The following is a 14,494-nucleotide window of genomic DNA, read 5'->3' as shown; positions in this document are numbered from 1 at the left end:
GCTTAGCCGTAAGTTGTTATATCTTACAGCTCTCTTTTTAGCCAGGCCGCAGCATTAATTGCGTAATACGTCAATATAGCGTCAGCGCCTGCGCGCTTAAACGCCAACAATGATTCAAGTACACAGGATTCCTCATTCAACCAGCCATTCATTGCAGCAGCTTTAAGCATAGCGTATTCACCGCTCACCTGATATACAAAAGTTGGCGCCCTGAACTGATCTTTCACGCGACTTAGAATATCCAAATAAGGCATACCGGGTTTCACCATGACCATATCAGCACCTTCCTGCAAATCAAGACCGATTTCCCATAATGCTTCATCTGAATTAGCTGGGTCCATTTGGTAAGTATATTTATTGCTCGCACCTAAATTTGCAGAGGAACCGACTGCATCACGAAAAGGGCCGTAAAAACTAGATGCATATTTAGCAGAATACGCAAGTATTCGGGTATGAATCAGTTTATGACTATCCAGTGTATTACGAATAGAAGCTATACGCCCATCCATCATATCAGAAGGAGCGACTATATCAGCACCCGCTTGCGCATGCATCAATGCTTGCTGATTCAATACTGCAACGGTTTCATCATTCATGACATAGCCGTTTTCATCGATCAGGCCATCCTGACCATGACTGGTATAAGGGTCAAGCGCAACATCCGTAATGATTCCCAGTTCTGGAAAATGGGCTTTTAATTGCCTCACAACGCGCGGCACAAGACCATCAGGATTGGCTGCTTCATCAGCTGTCAAGCTCTTATGGTCAGAATCAATAACAGGAAAAATTGCTAATGCAGGAATGCCAAGCTCCAAGCATTTCTCTGCCTGAACCATCAAAATATCGAGACTTTGCCGCATTACACCTGGCATTGACGCTATATTTTCTGTTCGATTCTTTCCATCCAATACAAAAACAGGATAAATGAGATCATCTGTACTTAAATGAGTTTCTTGTACCAGGCGACGAGAAAATTGATCACGACGTAAACGCCTCATTCTTTTTTGTGGAAACTGTCCAAAAGATAGCATACTTGAATTCATAAGGTTAAAATAAAAAAATAAATGGGAACTTGTTTTATATTCACAAGTCTACGTAATAGACAATTTGATTGTCTCCCGTCTTTCTCCCTGAGGTGGGGCCTTGAGTGATATTAAGGTGGTTCCCCCCGGTTTTATTCCCCTTTAACCGGGGTTTTTTTATTTAGTTTCCGATGTTTTATTTTCTGAAGCTGAACTGATTCCAAACCAATTATTGAGAACGATCATTGTCTCATCAATTCCTTTTGCTGACAGGCTAGAAAACAATTGCACGCTACATTGCGGGTAGGAATTAAGTAAATAAGCGCGCACTTCTCTTAAAGTATTATTAGCCTGTTGTCGACTTAATTTATCTGCCTTAGTCAGCAAAATATGTACCGATTTTCCGGTTGGCGCAAACCAATCCAACATTTGTATATCTAATGGCTTAAGTGGATGACGTACATCCATTATGAGTACGAGGCCAAAGAGTGTTTTACGAGTCTGAAGATAAGTGCTTAATAAATCTTGCCAATGTCGGCGAATTGCAAAGGGCACTTTAGCATAACCATAACCCGGAAGGTCAACAAGAAAACGATCATCACCCAATTGGAAGAAATTAATTAATTGTGTTCGGCCAGGTGATTTACTTACAAAAGCAAGTCGGCCTCGATTAGTCAGTGTGTTGATTGCACTGGATTTACCCGCATTAGAACGTCCGGCAAAAGCAACCTCTATTCCAGCGTGAGAAGGCAAATCATGTAATCGATTCACCGAGGTATAAAAAGTTGTATGTTGTAGAATCGACATAATTCTATGAATTATATAAATTTAATAACATTTTGATGAATCGTAGGCGATAATCACTAAGCCTTCCAATACGAGAGAATCAATGAATTTAAATGGAAAATTAATATGTGGTAACAAAACCGACGCCCCTCCACCACTAATAATGCAACTCCCCAAAGGATGATCCAGAGTACTGCATAATTTATTACGAGCACGTTCAATCGCGCCAAGTAATGCCTGAACAATACCACTATGAACAGAATCAGCCGTACAAACAGGAAAATCCTTGAATTCCCCCACATCAAGATTATGCATAGTGGTTTTATCCTCTAGGATTTTCACCATTAAATCAAAACCAGGAGTGATAGTCCCACCAAGAAAATCACCTGAGTCCGATAGGGTATCCACAGTCATAGCTGTACCAACATTAATTACCAAGCAAGCATGCTGCGTCAGATGCCATGCAGCAATTAAAGCAGCCCAGCGATCACAGCCAAGCTGAGCGGGTAATGAATATCCGTTATTCACGCCACATTGGTAAGAAATTGCGGTAATCCACTGAGGAACGGTCGCCCAGTTCGATAGTAGAACAGAAAGTTTATTCTTAATCCGAATACCAGCAACATGGGAGACAATAACAGCTGAAGGCGCCTGTAAATTCTGCCAAGCTTGAGCCAATGAGTCTATTTTATCATGCGCCACCTTATCTAACACAAGCCAATTCTGACCATCATGTAGCCCCCATTTAATAAATGAGTTGCCAGAATCAATAGCTAATAAATAAGACATACATCATTTTTTCAGCGTAAAGAAATTTCTCCGACATTGAAGCGATTCCTGCCCGTGGCTGTTTTTAATATTAATGAACCATCCTCACCTACACCATCGACAATACCTTGGGTCGACAATCCATTCGGTAAAACCAGCGAAACGGGTTTACCTTCGAATGCATGATAGCGAATCCATTCACTTTGAAAAACAGGAAAACCGAGTTGATTAAAATTACTCAGTACATTCTGCAATTCTGCTAACAGCGCAGCTAAAAGCCTATTGCGATCTATAACACTTCCGGTAATCTCAAATAAATCTGATACCTTCCGGTTAATCGCATGTTTAGTATTCGGTGCCAAATTGATATTAATGCCTATACCAATGACTGCAACAGTCGGACCCTGCATTTCACCTTGCAATTCAATTAAAATACCAGCTAGTTTACGATAACGATATAAAATATCGTTTGGCCATTTAAGCGCTAATTCCTTAATACCGAAAGAATGAAGAACACGGATAATTGCTATGCCAACCACAAGGCTCAATCCTGACAGGAAGCCAGGTCCCTGCTTATAGAACCATCGCAACGAGAAAGTAAGACTATCTCCAAGACCAGAATGCCATTGCCGTCCCAAACGGCCTCGTCCTTGCGTTTGTAGTTCAGTCGCAATAACCGGAATTTTATTACAAATAGATAAATGAGAACCGTAGTTATTTATTAAATAACTATTTGTAGAATCTACGGAATTAAGAAGAACAAGATGAACCGGCTCCAAAGATTTATCAAAATAATTGACAATCCTGCTTTTATCAAGCCATTCAACTGGATTGACCCAGCGATAACCTCGTCCGCGAATTTTAAGAATTCGCACGCCGTATTGCTCAAGACCTCGCAATCCATTTGAGATACTCGCCCTAGACAATCCAATTTTATTACCTAACGATGCGCCGGAATGAAACTCACCATCCCCTATTAGCCTTAGGATGGTAAAGCTAAGCGATCTCATAGCAGAAGAGAGTAATTCTCATCCACATTTATCAGGAATAAAATAACGATATAAAATAATTAAATTTTTGGAAAATATTCTATATTAGTTATCGGCGTCATCATGAGCGACATTAGATTCCGGCCTGTCAAGCAATTCTACCAATGCCATGGGCGCATTATCTCCTTTACGAAAACCATTTTTAAGAATTCGTAAGTATCCACCCGGTCTAGAAACATATCTGGGGCCAAGCTCAGAAAACAATTTCACAACAATATCACGATCCCGAAGTCGATTAAATGCAAGCCGTTTATTAGAAAGCGTAGGGGTCTTTCCCAAAGTAATCATGGGTTCCACCACACGTCTCAATTCTTTAGCTTTAGGCAAAGTTGTCTTAATAACTTCATGACGTAACAAAGAATTACTCATATTACGGAGCATAGCCAATCGATGGCTACTTGTTCGATTTAGTTTTCTATAACCATTACGATGGCGCATGATTCGATTCCTTTGCAATATTCTCTAAATTAGCGGGGGGCCAATTTTCAAGTTTCATACCTAGCGTCAGTTCACGCGAAGCTAAAACTTCTTTTATTTCATTAAGAGATTTTCTACCCAAATTTGGTGTACGAAGTAATTCAGCCTCAGTACGTTGAATCAAATCACCGATATAGTAAATATTTTCAACTTTGAGACAATTTGCTGAACGAACCGTCAGTTCAAGATCATCAACAGGTCTTAATAAAACGGGATCTATTTGAGGCACCTTAGGTTGCTCTTTTGGTAAAGGCGTGCTCTCGAGCTCAGCAAAAACAGATAATTGACCTACCAATACTCTTGCGGCATAGCGAATTGCTTCCTCAGGATCAACAACGCCATTCGTTTCAATATCGACAATCAGTTTATCCAAATCTGTACGTTGCTCAACGCGCGCGCTCTCTACTGAATAGCTAACTCGACGAATGGGGCTAAAAGAAGCATCAAGCAGTATAGTACCAATACTCTTATCGTCATCCGCGTTTTTCCTTGCAGTTGCGGGAACATATCCTCTGCCCATTTCAACTTTAATTTGCATATCAAGCTGGCCATCTGAAGTAAGATGGGCAATTACATGATCAGGATTGATAATTTCAACATCATGCCCTGTCTGTATATCACCTGCAGTGACGACACCCTTACCATTCTTATTAAGCAAAAGAATGGATTCATTATTATTATGTAACTTAAGTACAATTCCCTTAAGGTTTAATAAAACATCAACAACATCCTCTTGAACGCCATCAAGTGCAGAATATTCATGCACCACACCCGCTATTTTAACTGCCGTCGGAGCAAAGCCAGGCATAGAAGACAGTAATATGCGACGAAGTGCATTACCTAAGGTATGTCCATAGCCACGTTCGAAAGGTTCCATGATTACTTTCGCATGTAAAGGCGAAATATTCTGGACATCAATAATACGTGGAACTAAAAAATCATTACTTTGCATAGCCATATCTTTCCTTGGAACGCTTGCCAACAATAACAAATTACTTAGAATATAGTTCTACTACTAGTGACTCATTAATAGTAGTCGGCAAATCAGATCTCTCAGGCCTAGATTTAAATACTCCTTTCATAGCCTTAACGTCTACCTCTATCCACTGAGGAAAAGTACGACGTTCCGCAGCATCTAAAGATGACTTAATACGCAAATGGCTTTTAGCCTTTTCAGTAACTTCAATTACATCACCTGGATTAACAATAAAAGAAGGTATGTTAACACGTTTCCCATTAACTATAATTGAGTTATGTCTTACAATCTGCCTTGCCTCAGAGCGAGATGCACCAAATCCCATTTGATATGTAACGTTATCAAGACGACTTTCTAACAGCTGCAATAAATTCTCACCAGTCACACCGCGCTGCTTATCAGCACTGCTATATATATTACGAAACTGGCTTTCTAAAATACCATAAATACGTCTAAGCTTTTGTTTTTCACGAAGTTGCACGCCATAATCGGACAAACGTGATTTTTTCTGGCCATGTTGACCAGGTGCATAGTTTCTTCTTTCGATGCCACATTTATCCGTAAAGCACTTCTCGCCCTTCAGAAATAATTTTTCACCTTCACGTCGACATTGACGGCATTTTGGATCAAGATTTCTAGCCAAAATAATCTCCTTAAATTCGGCGTTTTTTGGGTGGCCGACAACCGTTATGAGGAACAGGTGTCACATCAGATATACTGGTAATTTTAAAACCAGCCGCATTTAATGCACGCACTGCAGAATCTCTCCCAGGGCCAGGTCCTTTAATACGGACCTCAAGGTTTTTAACTCCGCATTCTTGAGCTACTTTTCCAGCTGATTCAGCAGCAACTTGTGCTGCAAAAGGAGTACTTTTTCGAGACCCCTTAAAACCAGCACCACCAGAAGTAGCCCAAGATAAAGCGTTACCCTGGCGATCAGTAATCGTCACAATGGTATTATTAAAAGAAGCATGTATATGGGCAATACCCTCTGTCACATTCTTTTTAACTTTCTTTCTTACACGTGAAACAGCCTTAACCATAGTAACAATTTTCCTTGTCTTTTACAATCTGATAAAATTTGTAATTACCTTGCACGCACTGCTTTGCGAGGACCCTTACGAGTTCTGGCATTAGTTTTCGTGCGCTGTCCACGAACAGGTAATCCACGGCGATGACGTAATCCACGATAACAACCAAGATCCATTAGTCGTTTAATATTCATAGATATTTCTCTACGCAAATCACCTTCTACCGTAAGCTTAGCGATATGATCTCGAAGCTTATCAATTTGCGAGTCAGAAATATCTTTAAGTTTAACGTTACAATCGATACCAATAGTTTCACAAATTTTCTGAGACCTGGAATTTCCAATACCATAAATTGCAGTTAATGCGATCTTAACATGTTGATGGTTTGGAATATTAACGCCAGCGATTCGGGCCATATTACTGTATCCTACCAAAAAAAAAGAATAAATTTAGTTCAATTAACCTTGTCTTTGCTTATGCCTGGGGTCTGAACAAATAACTCTTACGACTCTATTACGTCGTATCACTTTACAATTACGACAAATCTTTTTTACGGAAGCTAAAACTTTCATATAAATGTCTCCGAATACTTTACTTTAAATAGAAATCATATTAATTGAAAAGACATCAATAGATTTAAGATTAGTAAAATGCAAATAAATAAAGCTACTTAGCACGAAACGTAATACGCGCACGCGTTAAATCATAAGGTGTCAAATCAACGGTTACTTTATCACCAGGCAAAATTCTTATGTAATGCATACGCATTTTTCCCGATATATGAGCAAGCACAATATGCCCATTTTCCAGCTTCACACGGAAGGTGGCATTTGGAAGAGTTTCCAATATCTCTCCCTGCATCTGAATAGTTTCTTCTTTGGCCATCTCAATTTTATAATTAGTTATCGCACCGGAAATTTAGCGCCGCCACCCTTAAAATTCGTTTTCTTCAACAAACTCTCATATTGCGAAGACATAACATGAGATTGTACCTGAGACATAAAATCCATAGTTACAACGACAATAATCAAAAGTGATGTGCCGCCAAAATAAAATGGGACATTCCATTTAAGAATCAAAAACTCAGGAAGCAAGCAAACCAAGGTGACATAGATCGATCCAGCTAAAGTTAAACGAAGCATTATCCGTTCAATAAATTTCACCGTTTGATCACCAGGCCTGATACCCGGTATAAAAGCGCCGCTTTTTTTCAAATTATCTGAAGTCTCCTTCGGATTGAAAACAAGAGCCGTATAAAAGAAACAAAAGAAAATAATCATGGTCGCGTACAGCATGACATAGAGTGGCTGCCCAGGTGATAATGCGCCGCTGATGTCTTTAAGCCAGACCATAGACTCACCCGTAGCAAACCAACCAGCCAATGTTGCAGGAAACAAGATAATACTGGATGCGAAAATCGGCGGAATAACACCGGACATATTTAATTTTAATGGTAAGTGTGAACTCTGGCCACCATAAACCTTTTTTCCAACTTGTCGTTTTGCATAATTCACTAAAATTTTACGTTGGCCACGTTCAACAAATACAACAAAAGCAGTCACTAATGCCGCTGCAATAAAGATTGCCAATGCAACCAAGAAATGCATCGCACCGGTACTCACAAGCTCCAATGTACCGCCAATAGCACTCGGCAAACCTGCAGCAATCCCAGCGAATATAATTAACGAGATACCATTCCCGATGCCACGTTCCGTAATTTGTTCACCCAACCACATTAGAAAAATTGTGCCCGTGACCAAAGTTATTACAGTCGTTAATACAAACATAGGACCAGGTTCAATTACCAAACCTGCCTGCGACTGTAATGCGATAGAAATACCATATCCCTGTAATAAAGCCAAACCCAAAGTTCCATACCGCGTGTATTGGGTTATTTTTCTACGGCCAGACTCGCCCTCTTTCTTTAAGGTTTCCAAGTACGGAATGGCAACCGCACCTAATTGCATAATAATAGAAGCGGAGATATACGGCATTATACCTAAAGCAAATATCGAAAAGCGAGATAATGCACCGCCAGAAAACATATTAAACATACCCAGGACTCCACCTTCCTGGGATTCAAACAGATCCTTTAATACAACAGGATCAATGCCGGGAACCGGAACATGTGCACCTATCCTATAAACAATCAAAGCAAGCAATAAAAACCACAAACGACGTTTTAAATCGCTGAATTTGTCTACGCTTTTGATTCTTGTATCTTTAGTAGCCACTTAGCTTCCTTATGCAACTATTCAACGCTACCACCGACAGATTCGATAGCAGCTTTCGCTCCACTTGTTACTGAAACTCCAGACAAAGTAACTTTTCTCTCAATATTTCCCGATAAATAGATTTTCACATATTTAATCTGACGAGAAATAATACCCATCTCTTTTAGAGTTACAAGATTAATATTATCTTCGGTTAATTTATTAATTGTTGAAAGCCTAATTTTAAAGGATTGGTTACTCTTAGGCGACACAAAACCACGTTTAGGTAAACGACGCTGCAAAGGCATTTGACCACCTTCGAATCCAGTTTTATGAAAACCACCTGCTCGAGATTTTTGACCTTTATGTCCTCTACCCGCTGTTTTACCCAGACCAGATCCTATTCCTCTACCTAGACGACGCCTGCTTGGATTTGAACCAAACCCAGGTTTAATTGAATTAAGATACATCTAGCCCTCACACTTAAGTAGATAGTTAACTTTACTAATCATACCTTGTATTGCTGGTGTCATTTTAACGACACGCGAACTGTTTATTCTGCGCAACCCTAATCCACGCACAGTAGCTCGATGTGACCGTTTGGTGCCAATTAAGCTTTTAACCAACGTAATTTTAACATTCAAGCTATCCAAATCTTTACTCATTTTCCTAAATCCAGAATTTCCTCAACACTTTTACCACGTTTAGCAGCAATATTTGCGGGAGTGTTCATATTACTCAAACCCTGTAAGGTAGCACGAACAACGTTATATGGATTGGTAGAGCCGATACATTTAGCCAAAATATTATGCATTCCCATTACTTCGAAAATAGCACGCATAGGCCCACCGGCAATAATACCAGTGCCTTCTGAAGCAGGTTGCATATATACTTTTGCAGCTCCATGAACACCCACAACGGGATGATAAATTGTGCCATTTTTTAATTTGACCTTTATCATCTTACGACGCGCTTCATCCATTGCCTTTTGAACGGCAACAGGAACTTCACGAGATTTACCTTTACCCATTCCAACACCGCCATCACCATCACCAACTACTGTTAAAGCAGCAAATCCAAGTATACGGCCACCCTTTACAACCTTGGTAACACGATTAATGGCGACCATTTTTTCTTTAAGTCCATCAGAACTCTCATCTGTTGATGGTGGCTTACCCTGTGTTCTTCCCATTTTAGCCATAGTCAAACCTTCAATTAAAATTTAAGCCCATTATCGCGCGCCGCTTCAGCCAATGCTTTAACGCGACCATGGTATTTATAACCAGATCTATCAAATGCAACGGCCTCAATGCCACATTTTATTGCTTTTTCTGCTATCCGTTTACCAATAATAGAAGCCGCCACAACATTACCGCCACAAGTTAAATCTTTGCGAATTTCGGGCTCAAGAGTCGATGCACTAGCTAATACTTTCCCACCGCTATCATCAATCAATTGAGCATAAATATGTGCGTTAGTCCGATGAACCGACAAGCGAAAAATACCTAATTCAGCAATTTTAGCACGTGAACGTCGTGCCCGACGTAAACGCATTTGTTTTAGATTCTGCATATATATCTCAATTATTTTTTCTTGGCTTCTTTAAGAACAATCACCTCATCCGAGTACCGAACGCCCTTACCCTTATAAACCTCCGGTCTTCTATATGCGCGAATTTCAGCTGCAACCTGTCCGACTTTTTGCTTATCGATCCCTTTAATAATCACCTCGGTCTGACTCGGTGTCTCAGCTTTAATTCCAGAAGGCATTTTATGGACGATAGGATGCGAATAACCCAGCGCCAAATTTAAACTATATCCGTCGGTCTGTGCTCGATAACCAACGCCAACCAATGATAATTTTTTCTGGAAACCATTAACAACACCTTGGACCATATTTGCTATTAAAGCACGCATGGTTCCCGACATTGCATTTGCTTGCTTGGAATCATTAGTTGCCTTGACTAACAAGACACCATCATTAATCTCCAGCTTTATATCCGAAGTTAATTTATGCTGCAATACCCCTAAAGGACCTTTAATCGTAATTTCGGATGATGACAAATCAATATCTACATTAGATGGTATTTGCACAGGATTCTGACTCACACGAGACATAATCTAACTCCAGTTAAACTATAGTACATAAAATTTCGCCGCCAACTCCAGAGGCACGAGCTTTACGATCCGTCATCACTCCTTTTGAGGTTGACACGATAGCAACACCCAATCCATTCATGACACTTGGAATATTAGCTGTAGATTTATAAATTCTTAGCCCAGGACGACTAATTCTATTAATTTTTTCAATAACAGGAGAGCCTGCATAATATTTCAGCTTAATTTCCAGCACCGCTTTATTTTCTAACTCACGAGTACTATAGCTTTCTATATAGCCTTCCGCCTCTAAGACCATAGCAATAGATTTTTTTAGCTTTGATGATGGCATCAAAACAGATGATTTTTCAGCTAGCTGCGCATTTCGTATTCGCGTCAACATATCAGCGATGGGATCACTCATACTCATGAAAGGTTACCTATAGTATCGAATAATTTATTTTGATACGCTACATTCTACTGGTATCAATACAAACTTAAAATTGATTCATGCGAAAGAATTATTAAATAATATATAAAGCTATATTACAAAACAATCTTACCAACTCGCTTTAGTGATTCCTGGTATTTTACCGCTCATTGCGATATCCCGAAGTTTACTGCGACCCAAACCAAACTTTGAATACACTCCTCGGGGTCTGCCAGTTAAAGCACATCGGTTCCTCAAACGTACAGGACTAGAGTCTCTTGGCAACTTTTGCAATTCTATTCTTGCGTTATATCGCTCTTCAAGACTCGAATTTATATCATTCGCAGCCTTATTCAGAGCTTCCCGCTTACTCGCGAATTTTTTAACAATTTCTCTTCGTTTTTTATCACGATTAATAATAGCTATTTTTGCCATTACATTCTCAATTTTTAAATGGAAAACTAAATGCCGACAACAATGCCTTTGCTTCCAGATCAGTCTTAGCACTAGTTGTAAACGTAATATTCATACCGCGCAAAGCATCTATTTTGTCGTATTCGATTTCTGGAAATATAATTTGCTCCTTTATACCCATATTATAGTTACCTCTACCATCAAACGATTTCCCAGAAATTCCTCTAAAATCCCGTATCCTTGGTATTGCAACTGTAATTAATCGATCCAGAAACTCATACATTCGTAAACGGCGTAATGTAACCGTGCATCCAACAGGATATCCCTCACGAACTTTGAATGTGGCAATTGATTTCTTCGCTTTGGTTACAACGGGTTGCTGTCCACAAATCTTCAGCATGTCTGACACAACATTCTCAATAACCTTCTTATCAGCAGTTGCTTCTCCAACACCGATATTAAGTGTAATTTTACTGATTTTTGGAACTTCCATTATAGATTTATAATTGAACTGCTCCATTAACTGTTTCGTAACAGTATCTCGGTAAAACTCCTGCAAGCGTGCCATATACAAATTACCTTGAGTTATGCGTCAATTTCTTGACCATTTGACTTAAAAATGCGTATTTTTTGATTTTTATCATTAATCTTAAAACCAACTCTATCCGCTTTCTTGGTTGAAAAATTAAATATCGCTACATTAGATAGATGCAAAGGCATCTCTAATTCAGTAATGCCGCCATCTAGCCCTTTCGCTGGATTAGGTTTTTGATGTTTTTTAACTCTATTCACACCCTGAACAACCAAACCATCATCCCCAACAACACGCATAACTGATCCACGTTTACCCTTATCCTTACCCGCAATAACAATTACATCATCACCTTTCTTGATCTTTCTCATCTTATTCTCTTCTGTAATCCTGCTCTAAACTAAAGAACCTCAGGCGCAAGCGAAACAATTTTCATAAAACGTGCGTTTCGTAATTCGCGCGTTACTGGTCCAAATATACGAGTACCTATCGGCTCAAGTTTATTATTCAAAAGAACCGCAGCATTACTGTCAAATTTAATAAGGGACCCATCTACACGACGCACTCCCTTGGCAGTGCGAACGACAACTGCATTATATACTTCACCTTTCTTCACTCTTCCCCGCGGAGCAGCATCCTTGACACTTACCTTAATAATATCGCCTATTCCTGCATATTGCCTCTTAGATCCGCCTAGAACCTTGATACACATAATAGAACGCGCGCCAGTATTATCCGCAACGTTAAGTATAGATTGCATTTGAATCATTTTTACTCTCTCTTCTGCATCAACTAGTCACAACAATGTGACTAACACAGGAATGGTTTAAGTTTGGCCAAAGAAAACTACGCTGATTATATTATAAAGAAAGAACAAATAGCAAGTAATCGGCCATTTTACATTCTCACTATCATAAATACAATTTATTTATTAGTTAATAACAATAAAATGTAACAATCCAACAAACAAACAGCCATTAACTAATCAAACCAAAGTAGATTTCGATAGTAATTTAATTACGCGCCATGCTTTGGTTCTAGACAATGGACGACATTCCTCAATAATCACGGCATCACCCATTTCATATTCATTTTTTTCATCATGAGCGTGATATTTCTTTGAGCGAGAAATGATTTTTCCGTAAAGCGGATGTTTTACTTTTCGCTCAACAAGTACGGTGACCGTTTTGCTTGTTTTATTACTGATCACTCTACCTGTAAGAGTACGATTTAAATTATCATTACTCATAGTTAATGAGTCTTCTGAGAAAGAATAGTTTTCACCCGCGCAATATCCCTACGAGTGTTACGAATCTGATTGTGATTAGATAATTGCTGTGCCGCTTGTTGCATCCTCAAACCGAATTGAGATTTCAGAAGCAGCAATAACTCATTCTTCAGCTCATCCACTGTTAAGCTTCTTAGTTCATTTAATTTCATGATTAACCACCAATCTGTCGTATAACAAATGTTGTTTGAATAGGTAATTTCGATGCAGCCAATCTAAATGCCTGCCTAGCAAGCTCTTCATTAACACCATCCATTTCATACAACATTTTCCCAGGCTGAATTTCAGCTACAAAGTATTCAGGATTTCCCTTACCTTTACCCATTCTTACCTCAGCTGGTTTATGTGATATCGGCTTATCAGGGAATATTCTGATCCAAATTCGGCCGCCTCTTTTAATATGGCGCGTCATTGCGCGTCTTGCAGATTCAATTTGACGCGCAGTTATACGTCCACGCCCAACTGCTTTTAAACCAAATTCACCAAAACTAACCTTAGCACCGCGAGTTGCAACTCCTGTGTTACGTCCTTTTTGTTGCTTTCGATATTTTGTTCTAGCTGGTTGCAACATCATTATCTCCTAGCTCTATACCTTTCCACTAACAGAAAGTTAAAAAATTCTATTTATATATACTAAATTGAAATAGAAACCCTTATCCATTAAGTCCATTTGAAAGATTGACTATAGATAAAAAGTGGAAATCCCAAAATCTAATTTTTCTTATTTGAATCAGCAGGAAATGGTGGGCTTGATATATTAGCATTAGCTTGATCAGATTTACCCAAAAGCTCACCTTTAAAAATCCAAACCTTAATGCCAATTATGCCATAGGTTGTTCTCGCTTCGGATGTACCATAATCCAAATCAGCTCGCAACGTATGCAAGGGGACTCTTCCTTCACGATACCATTCTGTACGAGCAATCTCTATACCATTTAGCCTACCTGAACTCATGATTTTTATGCCTTGAGCACCCAGCCGCATCGCATTCTGCATGGCACGCTTCATCGCACGTCGAAACATAATTCTTTTTTCAAGTTGCTGCGCTATATTGTCTGCAATAAGCTGCGCATCTATTTCTGGCTTTCTAATTTCTTCAATATTAACATGAACAGGAACCCCCATTCTTTTTTGCAACTCTGAACGCAAAACTTCAATATCTTCACCTTTTTTCCCAATAACCACACCAGGACGTGAAGTAAATATTGTAATGCGTGCATTTTTTGATGGGCGCTCAATCAAAACCCTACCCACCGATGCGTGTTTCAATTTACTTGAAAGATATGCACGTACCTTGATATCTTCATTAAGCATGTCTGAAAATGTAGCGCTATTCGCATACCATCTAGAAGACCAATTTCTGTGAACGGATAGACGAAATCCAGTTGGATGTATTTTTTGTCCCATAATAT

At 39.3% G+C, this 14,494-nt stretch carries 26 protein-coding genes; all 26 read right to left on the bottom strand.

The genetic code is table 11. From position 1 onward, the window contains the following. Positions 1 to 23: 23 nt before the first annotated feature. Positions 24 to 1,031 carry a porphobilinogen synthase gene (gene hemB / locus BUQ89_RS05725; RefSeq protein WP_028461292.1) on the bottom strand — a complete coding sequence of 336 codons (1,008 nt, stop codon included), beginning with the start codon at positions 1,029 to 1,031 and terminating at the stop codon, positions 24 to 26. A gap of 168 nt (positions 1,032 to 1,199) precedes the next feature. Next, entirely contained in the window at positions 1,200 to 1,829 is a 630-nt protein-coding gene (gene yihA, locus BUQ89_RS05720) for a ribosome biogenesis GTP-binding protein YihA/YsxC (protein WP_028461293.1), read from the bottom strand. 21 nt (positions 1,830 to 1,850) lie between these two features. After that, positions 1,851 to 2,597 (bottom strand): type III pantothenate kinase, encoded by a 747-nt coding sequence (locus BUQ89_RS05715; RefSeq protein ID WP_028461294.1) that lies wholly within the window; start codon positions 2,595 to 2,597, stop codon positions 1,851 to 1,853. Positions 2,598 to 2,608: 11 nt separating this feature from the next. Continuing rightward, complete coding sequence (locus BUQ89_RS05710; protein WP_028461295.1) at positions 2,609 to 3,586, bottom strand: biotin--[acetyl-CoA-carboxylase] ligase; 978 nt, start codon at positions 3,584 to 3,586, stop codon at positions 2,609 to 2,611. An 84-nt stretch (positions 3,587 to 3,670) separates the two neighbouring features. Then, positions 3,671 to 4,063, bottom strand: a complete 393-nt coding sequence (gene rplQ / locus BUQ89_RS05705) for a 50S ribosomal protein L17 (protein ID WP_028461296.1) — start codon at positions 4,061 to 4,063, stop codon at positions 3,671 to 3,673. Next, positions 4,050 to 5,054, bottom strand: coding sequence for a DNA-directed RNA polymerase subunit alpha (locus BUQ89_RS05700; protein ID WP_028461297.1), 1,005 nt, complete (start codon positions 5,052 to 5,054; stop codon positions 4,050 to 4,052). Before BUQ89_RS05700 ends, rplQ begins: the two co-directional genes overlap by 14 nt. A gap of 40 nt (positions 5,055 to 5,094) precedes the next feature. After that, positions 5,095 to 5,721: a 30S ribosomal protein S4 gene (rpsD, locus tag BUQ89_RS05695; RefSeq protein ID WP_028461298.1), complete on the bottom strand. Its 627-nt coding sequence runs from the start codon at positions 5,719 to 5,721 to the stop codon at positions 5,095 to 5,097. A 10-nt stretch (positions 5,722 to 5,731) separates the two neighbouring features. Then, positions 5,732 to 6,121: a 30S ribosomal protein S11 gene (rpsK, locus tag BUQ89_RS05690; protein WP_028461299.1), complete on the bottom strand. Its 390-nt coding sequence runs from the start codon at positions 6,119 to 6,121 to the stop codon at positions 5,732 to 5,734. A 44-nt stretch (positions 6,122 to 6,165) separates the two neighbouring features. Then, positions 6,166 to 6,525 (bottom strand): 30S ribosomal protein S13, encoded by a 360-nt coding sequence (gene rpsM, locus BUQ89_RS05685; RefSeq protein ID WP_028461300.1) that lies wholly within the window; start codon positions 6,523 to 6,525, stop codon positions 6,166 to 6,168. A 42-nt stretch (positions 6,526 to 6,567) separates the two neighbouring features. After that, the gene (gene rpmJ, locus BUQ89_RS05680) at positions 6,568 to 6,681 is read right to left on the bottom strand and encodes a 50S ribosomal protein L36 (protein WP_074202523.1); all 114 of its coding nucleotides are present in this window, start codon (positions 6,679 to 6,681) and stop codon (positions 6,568 to 6,570) included. 94 nt (positions 6,682 to 6,775) lie between these two features. Beyond that, a complete protein-coding gene (infA, locus tag BUQ89_RS05675; RefSeq protein ID WP_028461301.1) occupies positions 6,776 to 6,994 on the bottom strand; it encodes a translation initiation factor IF-1 in 219 nt (72 codons plus the stop codon). 17 nt (positions 6,995 to 7,011) lie between these two features. Further along, complete coding sequence (gene secY / locus BUQ89_RS05670; RefSeq protein ID WP_051537567.1) at positions 7,012 to 8,343, bottom strand: preprotein translocase subunit SecY; 1,332 nt, start codon at positions 8,341 to 8,343, stop codon at positions 7,012 to 7,014. Positions 8,344 to 8,360: 17 nt separating this feature from the next. After that, positions 8,361 to 8,792 carry a 50S ribosomal protein L15 gene (rplO, locus tag BUQ89_RS05665; protein WP_028461303.1) on the bottom strand — a complete coding sequence of 144 codons (432 nt, stop codon included), beginning with the start codon at positions 8,790 to 8,792 and terminating at the stop codon, positions 8,361 to 8,363. Then, entirely contained in the window at positions 8,793 to 8,987 is a 195-nt protein-coding gene (gene rpmD / locus BUQ89_RS05660; RefSeq protein WP_028461304.1) for a 50S ribosomal protein L30, read from the bottom strand. Further along, positions 8,984 to 9,523 carry a 30S ribosomal protein S5 gene (rpsE, locus tag BUQ89_RS05655; protein ID WP_218146739.1) on the bottom strand — a complete coding sequence of 180 codons (540 nt, stop codon included), beginning with the start codon at positions 9,521 to 9,523 and terminating at the stop codon, positions 8,984 to 8,986. The genes rpmD and rpsE overlap by 4 nt, the downstream gene beginning before the upstream one ends. 14 nt (positions 9,524 to 9,537) lie before the next feature. Further along, positions 9,538 to 9,894, bottom strand: coding sequence for a 50S ribosomal protein L18 (gene rplR / locus BUQ89_RS05650; protein ID WP_028461306.1), 357 nt, complete (start codon positions 9,892 to 9,894; stop codon positions 9,538 to 9,540). Positions 9,895 to 9,905: 11 nt separating this feature from the next. Next, positions 9,906 to 10,439, bottom strand: a complete 534-nt coding sequence (gene rplF / locus BUQ89_RS05645) for a 50S ribosomal protein L6 (RefSeq protein WP_028461307.1) — start codon at positions 10,437 to 10,439, stop codon at positions 9,906 to 9,908. Between the two features lie 13 nt (positions 10,440 to 10,452). Further along, positions 10,453 to 10,848 carry a 30S ribosomal protein S8 gene (gene rpsH / locus BUQ89_RS05640; protein ID WP_028461308.1) on the bottom strand — a complete coding sequence of 132 codons (396 nt, stop codon included), beginning with the start codon at positions 10,846 to 10,848 and terminating at the stop codon, positions 10,453 to 10,455. A gap of 129 nt (positions 10,849 to 10,977) precedes the next feature. Next, positions 10,978 to 11,283, bottom strand: a complete 306-nt coding sequence (rpsN, locus tag BUQ89_RS05635; RefSeq protein WP_028461309.1) for a 30S ribosomal protein S14 — start codon at positions 11,281 to 11,283, stop codon at positions 10,978 to 10,980. Between the two features lie 7 nt (positions 11,284 to 11,290). Further along, entirely contained in the window at positions 11,291 to 11,830 is a 540-nt protein-coding gene (gene rplE, locus BUQ89_RS05630) for a 50S ribosomal protein L5 (RefSeq protein ID WP_028461310.1), read from the bottom strand. Between the two features lie 17 nt (positions 11,831 to 11,847). Next, positions 11,848 to 12,165, bottom strand: a complete 318-nt coding sequence (gene rplX / locus BUQ89_RS05625) for a 50S ribosomal protein L24 (RefSeq protein ID WP_028461311.1) — start codon at positions 12,163 to 12,165, stop codon at positions 11,848 to 11,850. 29 nt (positions 12,166 to 12,194) lie between these two features. Continuing rightward, the gene (gene rplN / locus BUQ89_RS05620; protein ID WP_028461312.1) at positions 12,195 to 12,563 is read right to left on the bottom strand and encodes a 50S ribosomal protein L14; all 369 of its coding nucleotides are present in this window, start codon (positions 12,561 to 12,563) and stop codon (positions 12,195 to 12,197) included. A 216-nt stretch (positions 12,564 to 12,779) separates the two neighbouring features. Beyond that, entirely contained in the window at positions 12,780 to 13,043 is a 264-nt protein-coding gene (gene rpsQ, locus BUQ89_RS05615; RefSeq protein WP_028461313.1) for a 30S ribosomal protein S17, read from the bottom strand. A 2-nt stretch (positions 13,044 to 13,045) separates the two neighbouring features. Further along, on the bottom strand, positions 13,046 to 13,234 hold the full coding sequence (rpmC, locus tag BUQ89_RS05610) for a 50S ribosomal protein L29 (RefSeq protein WP_036572916.1): 189 nt from the start codon (positions 13,232 to 13,234) through the stop codon (positions 13,046 to 13,048). A 2-nt stretch (positions 13,235 to 13,236) separates the two neighbouring features. Beyond that, positions 13,237 to 13,653 (bottom strand): 50S ribosomal protein L16, encoded by a 417-nt coding sequence (gene rplP / locus BUQ89_RS05605; RefSeq protein ID WP_028461314.1) that lies wholly within the window; start codon positions 13,651 to 13,653, stop codon positions 13,237 to 13,239. Positions 13,654 to 13,793: 140 nt separating this feature from the next. Then, complete coding sequence (rpsC, locus tag BUQ89_RS05600; RefSeq protein WP_028461315.1) at positions 13,794 to 14,489, bottom strand: 30S ribosomal protein S3; 696 nt, start codon at positions 14,487 to 14,489, stop codon at positions 13,794 to 13,796. Positions 14,490 to 14,494: the final 5 nt, after the last annotated feature.

This window comes from Nitrosomonas cryotolerans ATCC 49181, from assembly GCF_900143275.1.
Taxonomy (GTDB): Bacteria; Pseudomonadota; Gammaproteobacteria; order Burkholderiales; family Nitrosomonadaceae; genus Nitrosomonas; species Nitrosomonas cryotolerans.
The sequence above is the reverse complement of the archived record's forward strand: the minus strand, read 5'-3'. Positions and strand labels throughout refer to the sequence as shown.

Coding starts and splice junctions, on each gene's coding strand:
- rplX (WP_028461311.1), bottom strand. CDS start 12,165: ATGAGAAAGATCAAGAAAGGTGATGATGTAATTGTTATTGCGGGTAAG.
- rplQ (WP_028461296.1), bottom strand. CDS start 4,063: ATGCGCCATCGTAATGGTTATAGAAAACTAAATCGAACAAGTAGCCAT.
- BUQ89_RS05700 (WP_028461297.1), bottom strand. CDS start 5,054: ATGCAAAGTAATGATTTTTTAGTTCCACGTATTATTGATGTCCAGAAT.
- rpsM (WP_028461300.1), bottom strand. CDS start 6,525: ATGGCCCGAATCGCTGGCGTTAATATTCCAAACCATCAACATGTTAAG.
- BUQ89_RS05710 (WP_028461295.1), bottom strand. CDS start 3,586: ATGAGATCGCTTAGCTTTACCATCCTAAGGCTAATAGGGGATGGTGAG.
- rpmD (WP_028461304.1), bottom strand. CDS start 8,987: ATGAGTAAAGATTTGGATAGCTTGAATGTTAAAATTACGTTGGTTAAA.
- rpsQ (WP_028461313.1), bottom strand. CDS start 13,043: ATGAGTAATGATAATTTAAATCGTACTCTTACAGGTAGAGTGATCAGT.
- rplE (WP_028461310.1), bottom strand. CDS start 11,830: ATGGCACGCTTGCAGGAGTTTTACCGAGATACTGTTACGAAACAGTTA.
- rpmJ (WP_074202523.1), bottom strand. CDS start 6,681: ATGAAAGTTTTAGCTTCCGTAAAAAAGATTTGTCGTAATTGTAAAGTG.
- rplF (WP_028461307.1), bottom strand. CDS start 10,439: ATGTCTCGTGTGAGTCAGAATCCTGTGCAAATACCATCTAATGTAGAT.
- infA (WP_028461301.1), bottom strand. CDS start 6,994: ATGGCCAAAGAAGAAACTATTCAGATGCAGGGAGAGATATTGGAAACT.
- rpsK (WP_028461299.1), bottom strand. CDS start 6,121: ATGGTTAAGGCTGTTTCACGTGTAAGAAAGAAAGTTAAAAAGAATGTG.
- rplO (WP_028461303.1), bottom strand. CDS start 8,792: ATGTATCTTAATTCAATTAAACCTGGGTTTGGTTCAAATCCAAGCAGG.
- rplP (WP_028461314.1), bottom strand. CDS start 13,653: ATGTTGCAACCAGCTAGAACAAAATATCGAAAGCAACAAAAAGGACGT.
- rpsE (WP_218146739.1), bottom strand. CDS start 9,523: ATGGCTAAAATGGGAAGAACACAGGGTAAGCCACCATCAACAGATGAG.
- rplN (WP_028461312.1), bottom strand. CDS start 12,563: ATGATTCAAATGCAATCTATACTTAACGTTGCGGATAATACTGGCGCG.
- rpsC (WP_028461315.1), bottom strand. CDS start 14,489: ATGGGACAAAAAATACATCCAACTGGATTTCGTCTATCCGTTCACAGA.
- yihA (WP_028461293.1), bottom strand. CDS start 1,829: ATGTCGATTCTACAACATACAACTTTTTATACCTCGGTGAATCGATTA.
- rpmC (WP_036572916.1), bottom strand. CDS start 13,234: ATGAAATTAAATGAACTAAGAAGCTTAACAGTGGATGAGCTGAAGAAT.
- rpsN (WP_028461309.1), bottom strand. CDS start 11,283: ATGGCAAAAATAGCTATTATTAATCGTGATAAAAAACGAAGAGAAATT.
- rplR (WP_028461306.1), bottom strand. CDS start 9,894: ATGCAGAATCTAAAACAAATGCGTTTACGTCGGGCACGACGTTCACGT.
- BUQ89_RS05715 (WP_028461294.1), bottom strand. CDS start 2,597: ATGTCTTATTTATTAGCTATTGATTCTGGCAACTCATTTATTAAATGG.
- hemB (WP_028461292.1), bottom strand. CDS start 1,031: ATGCTATCTTTTGGACAGTTTCCACAAAAAAGAATGAGGCGTTTACGT.
- rpsH (WP_028461308.1), bottom strand. CDS start 10,848: ATGAGTATGAGTGATCCCATCGCTGATATGTTGACGCGAATACGAAAT.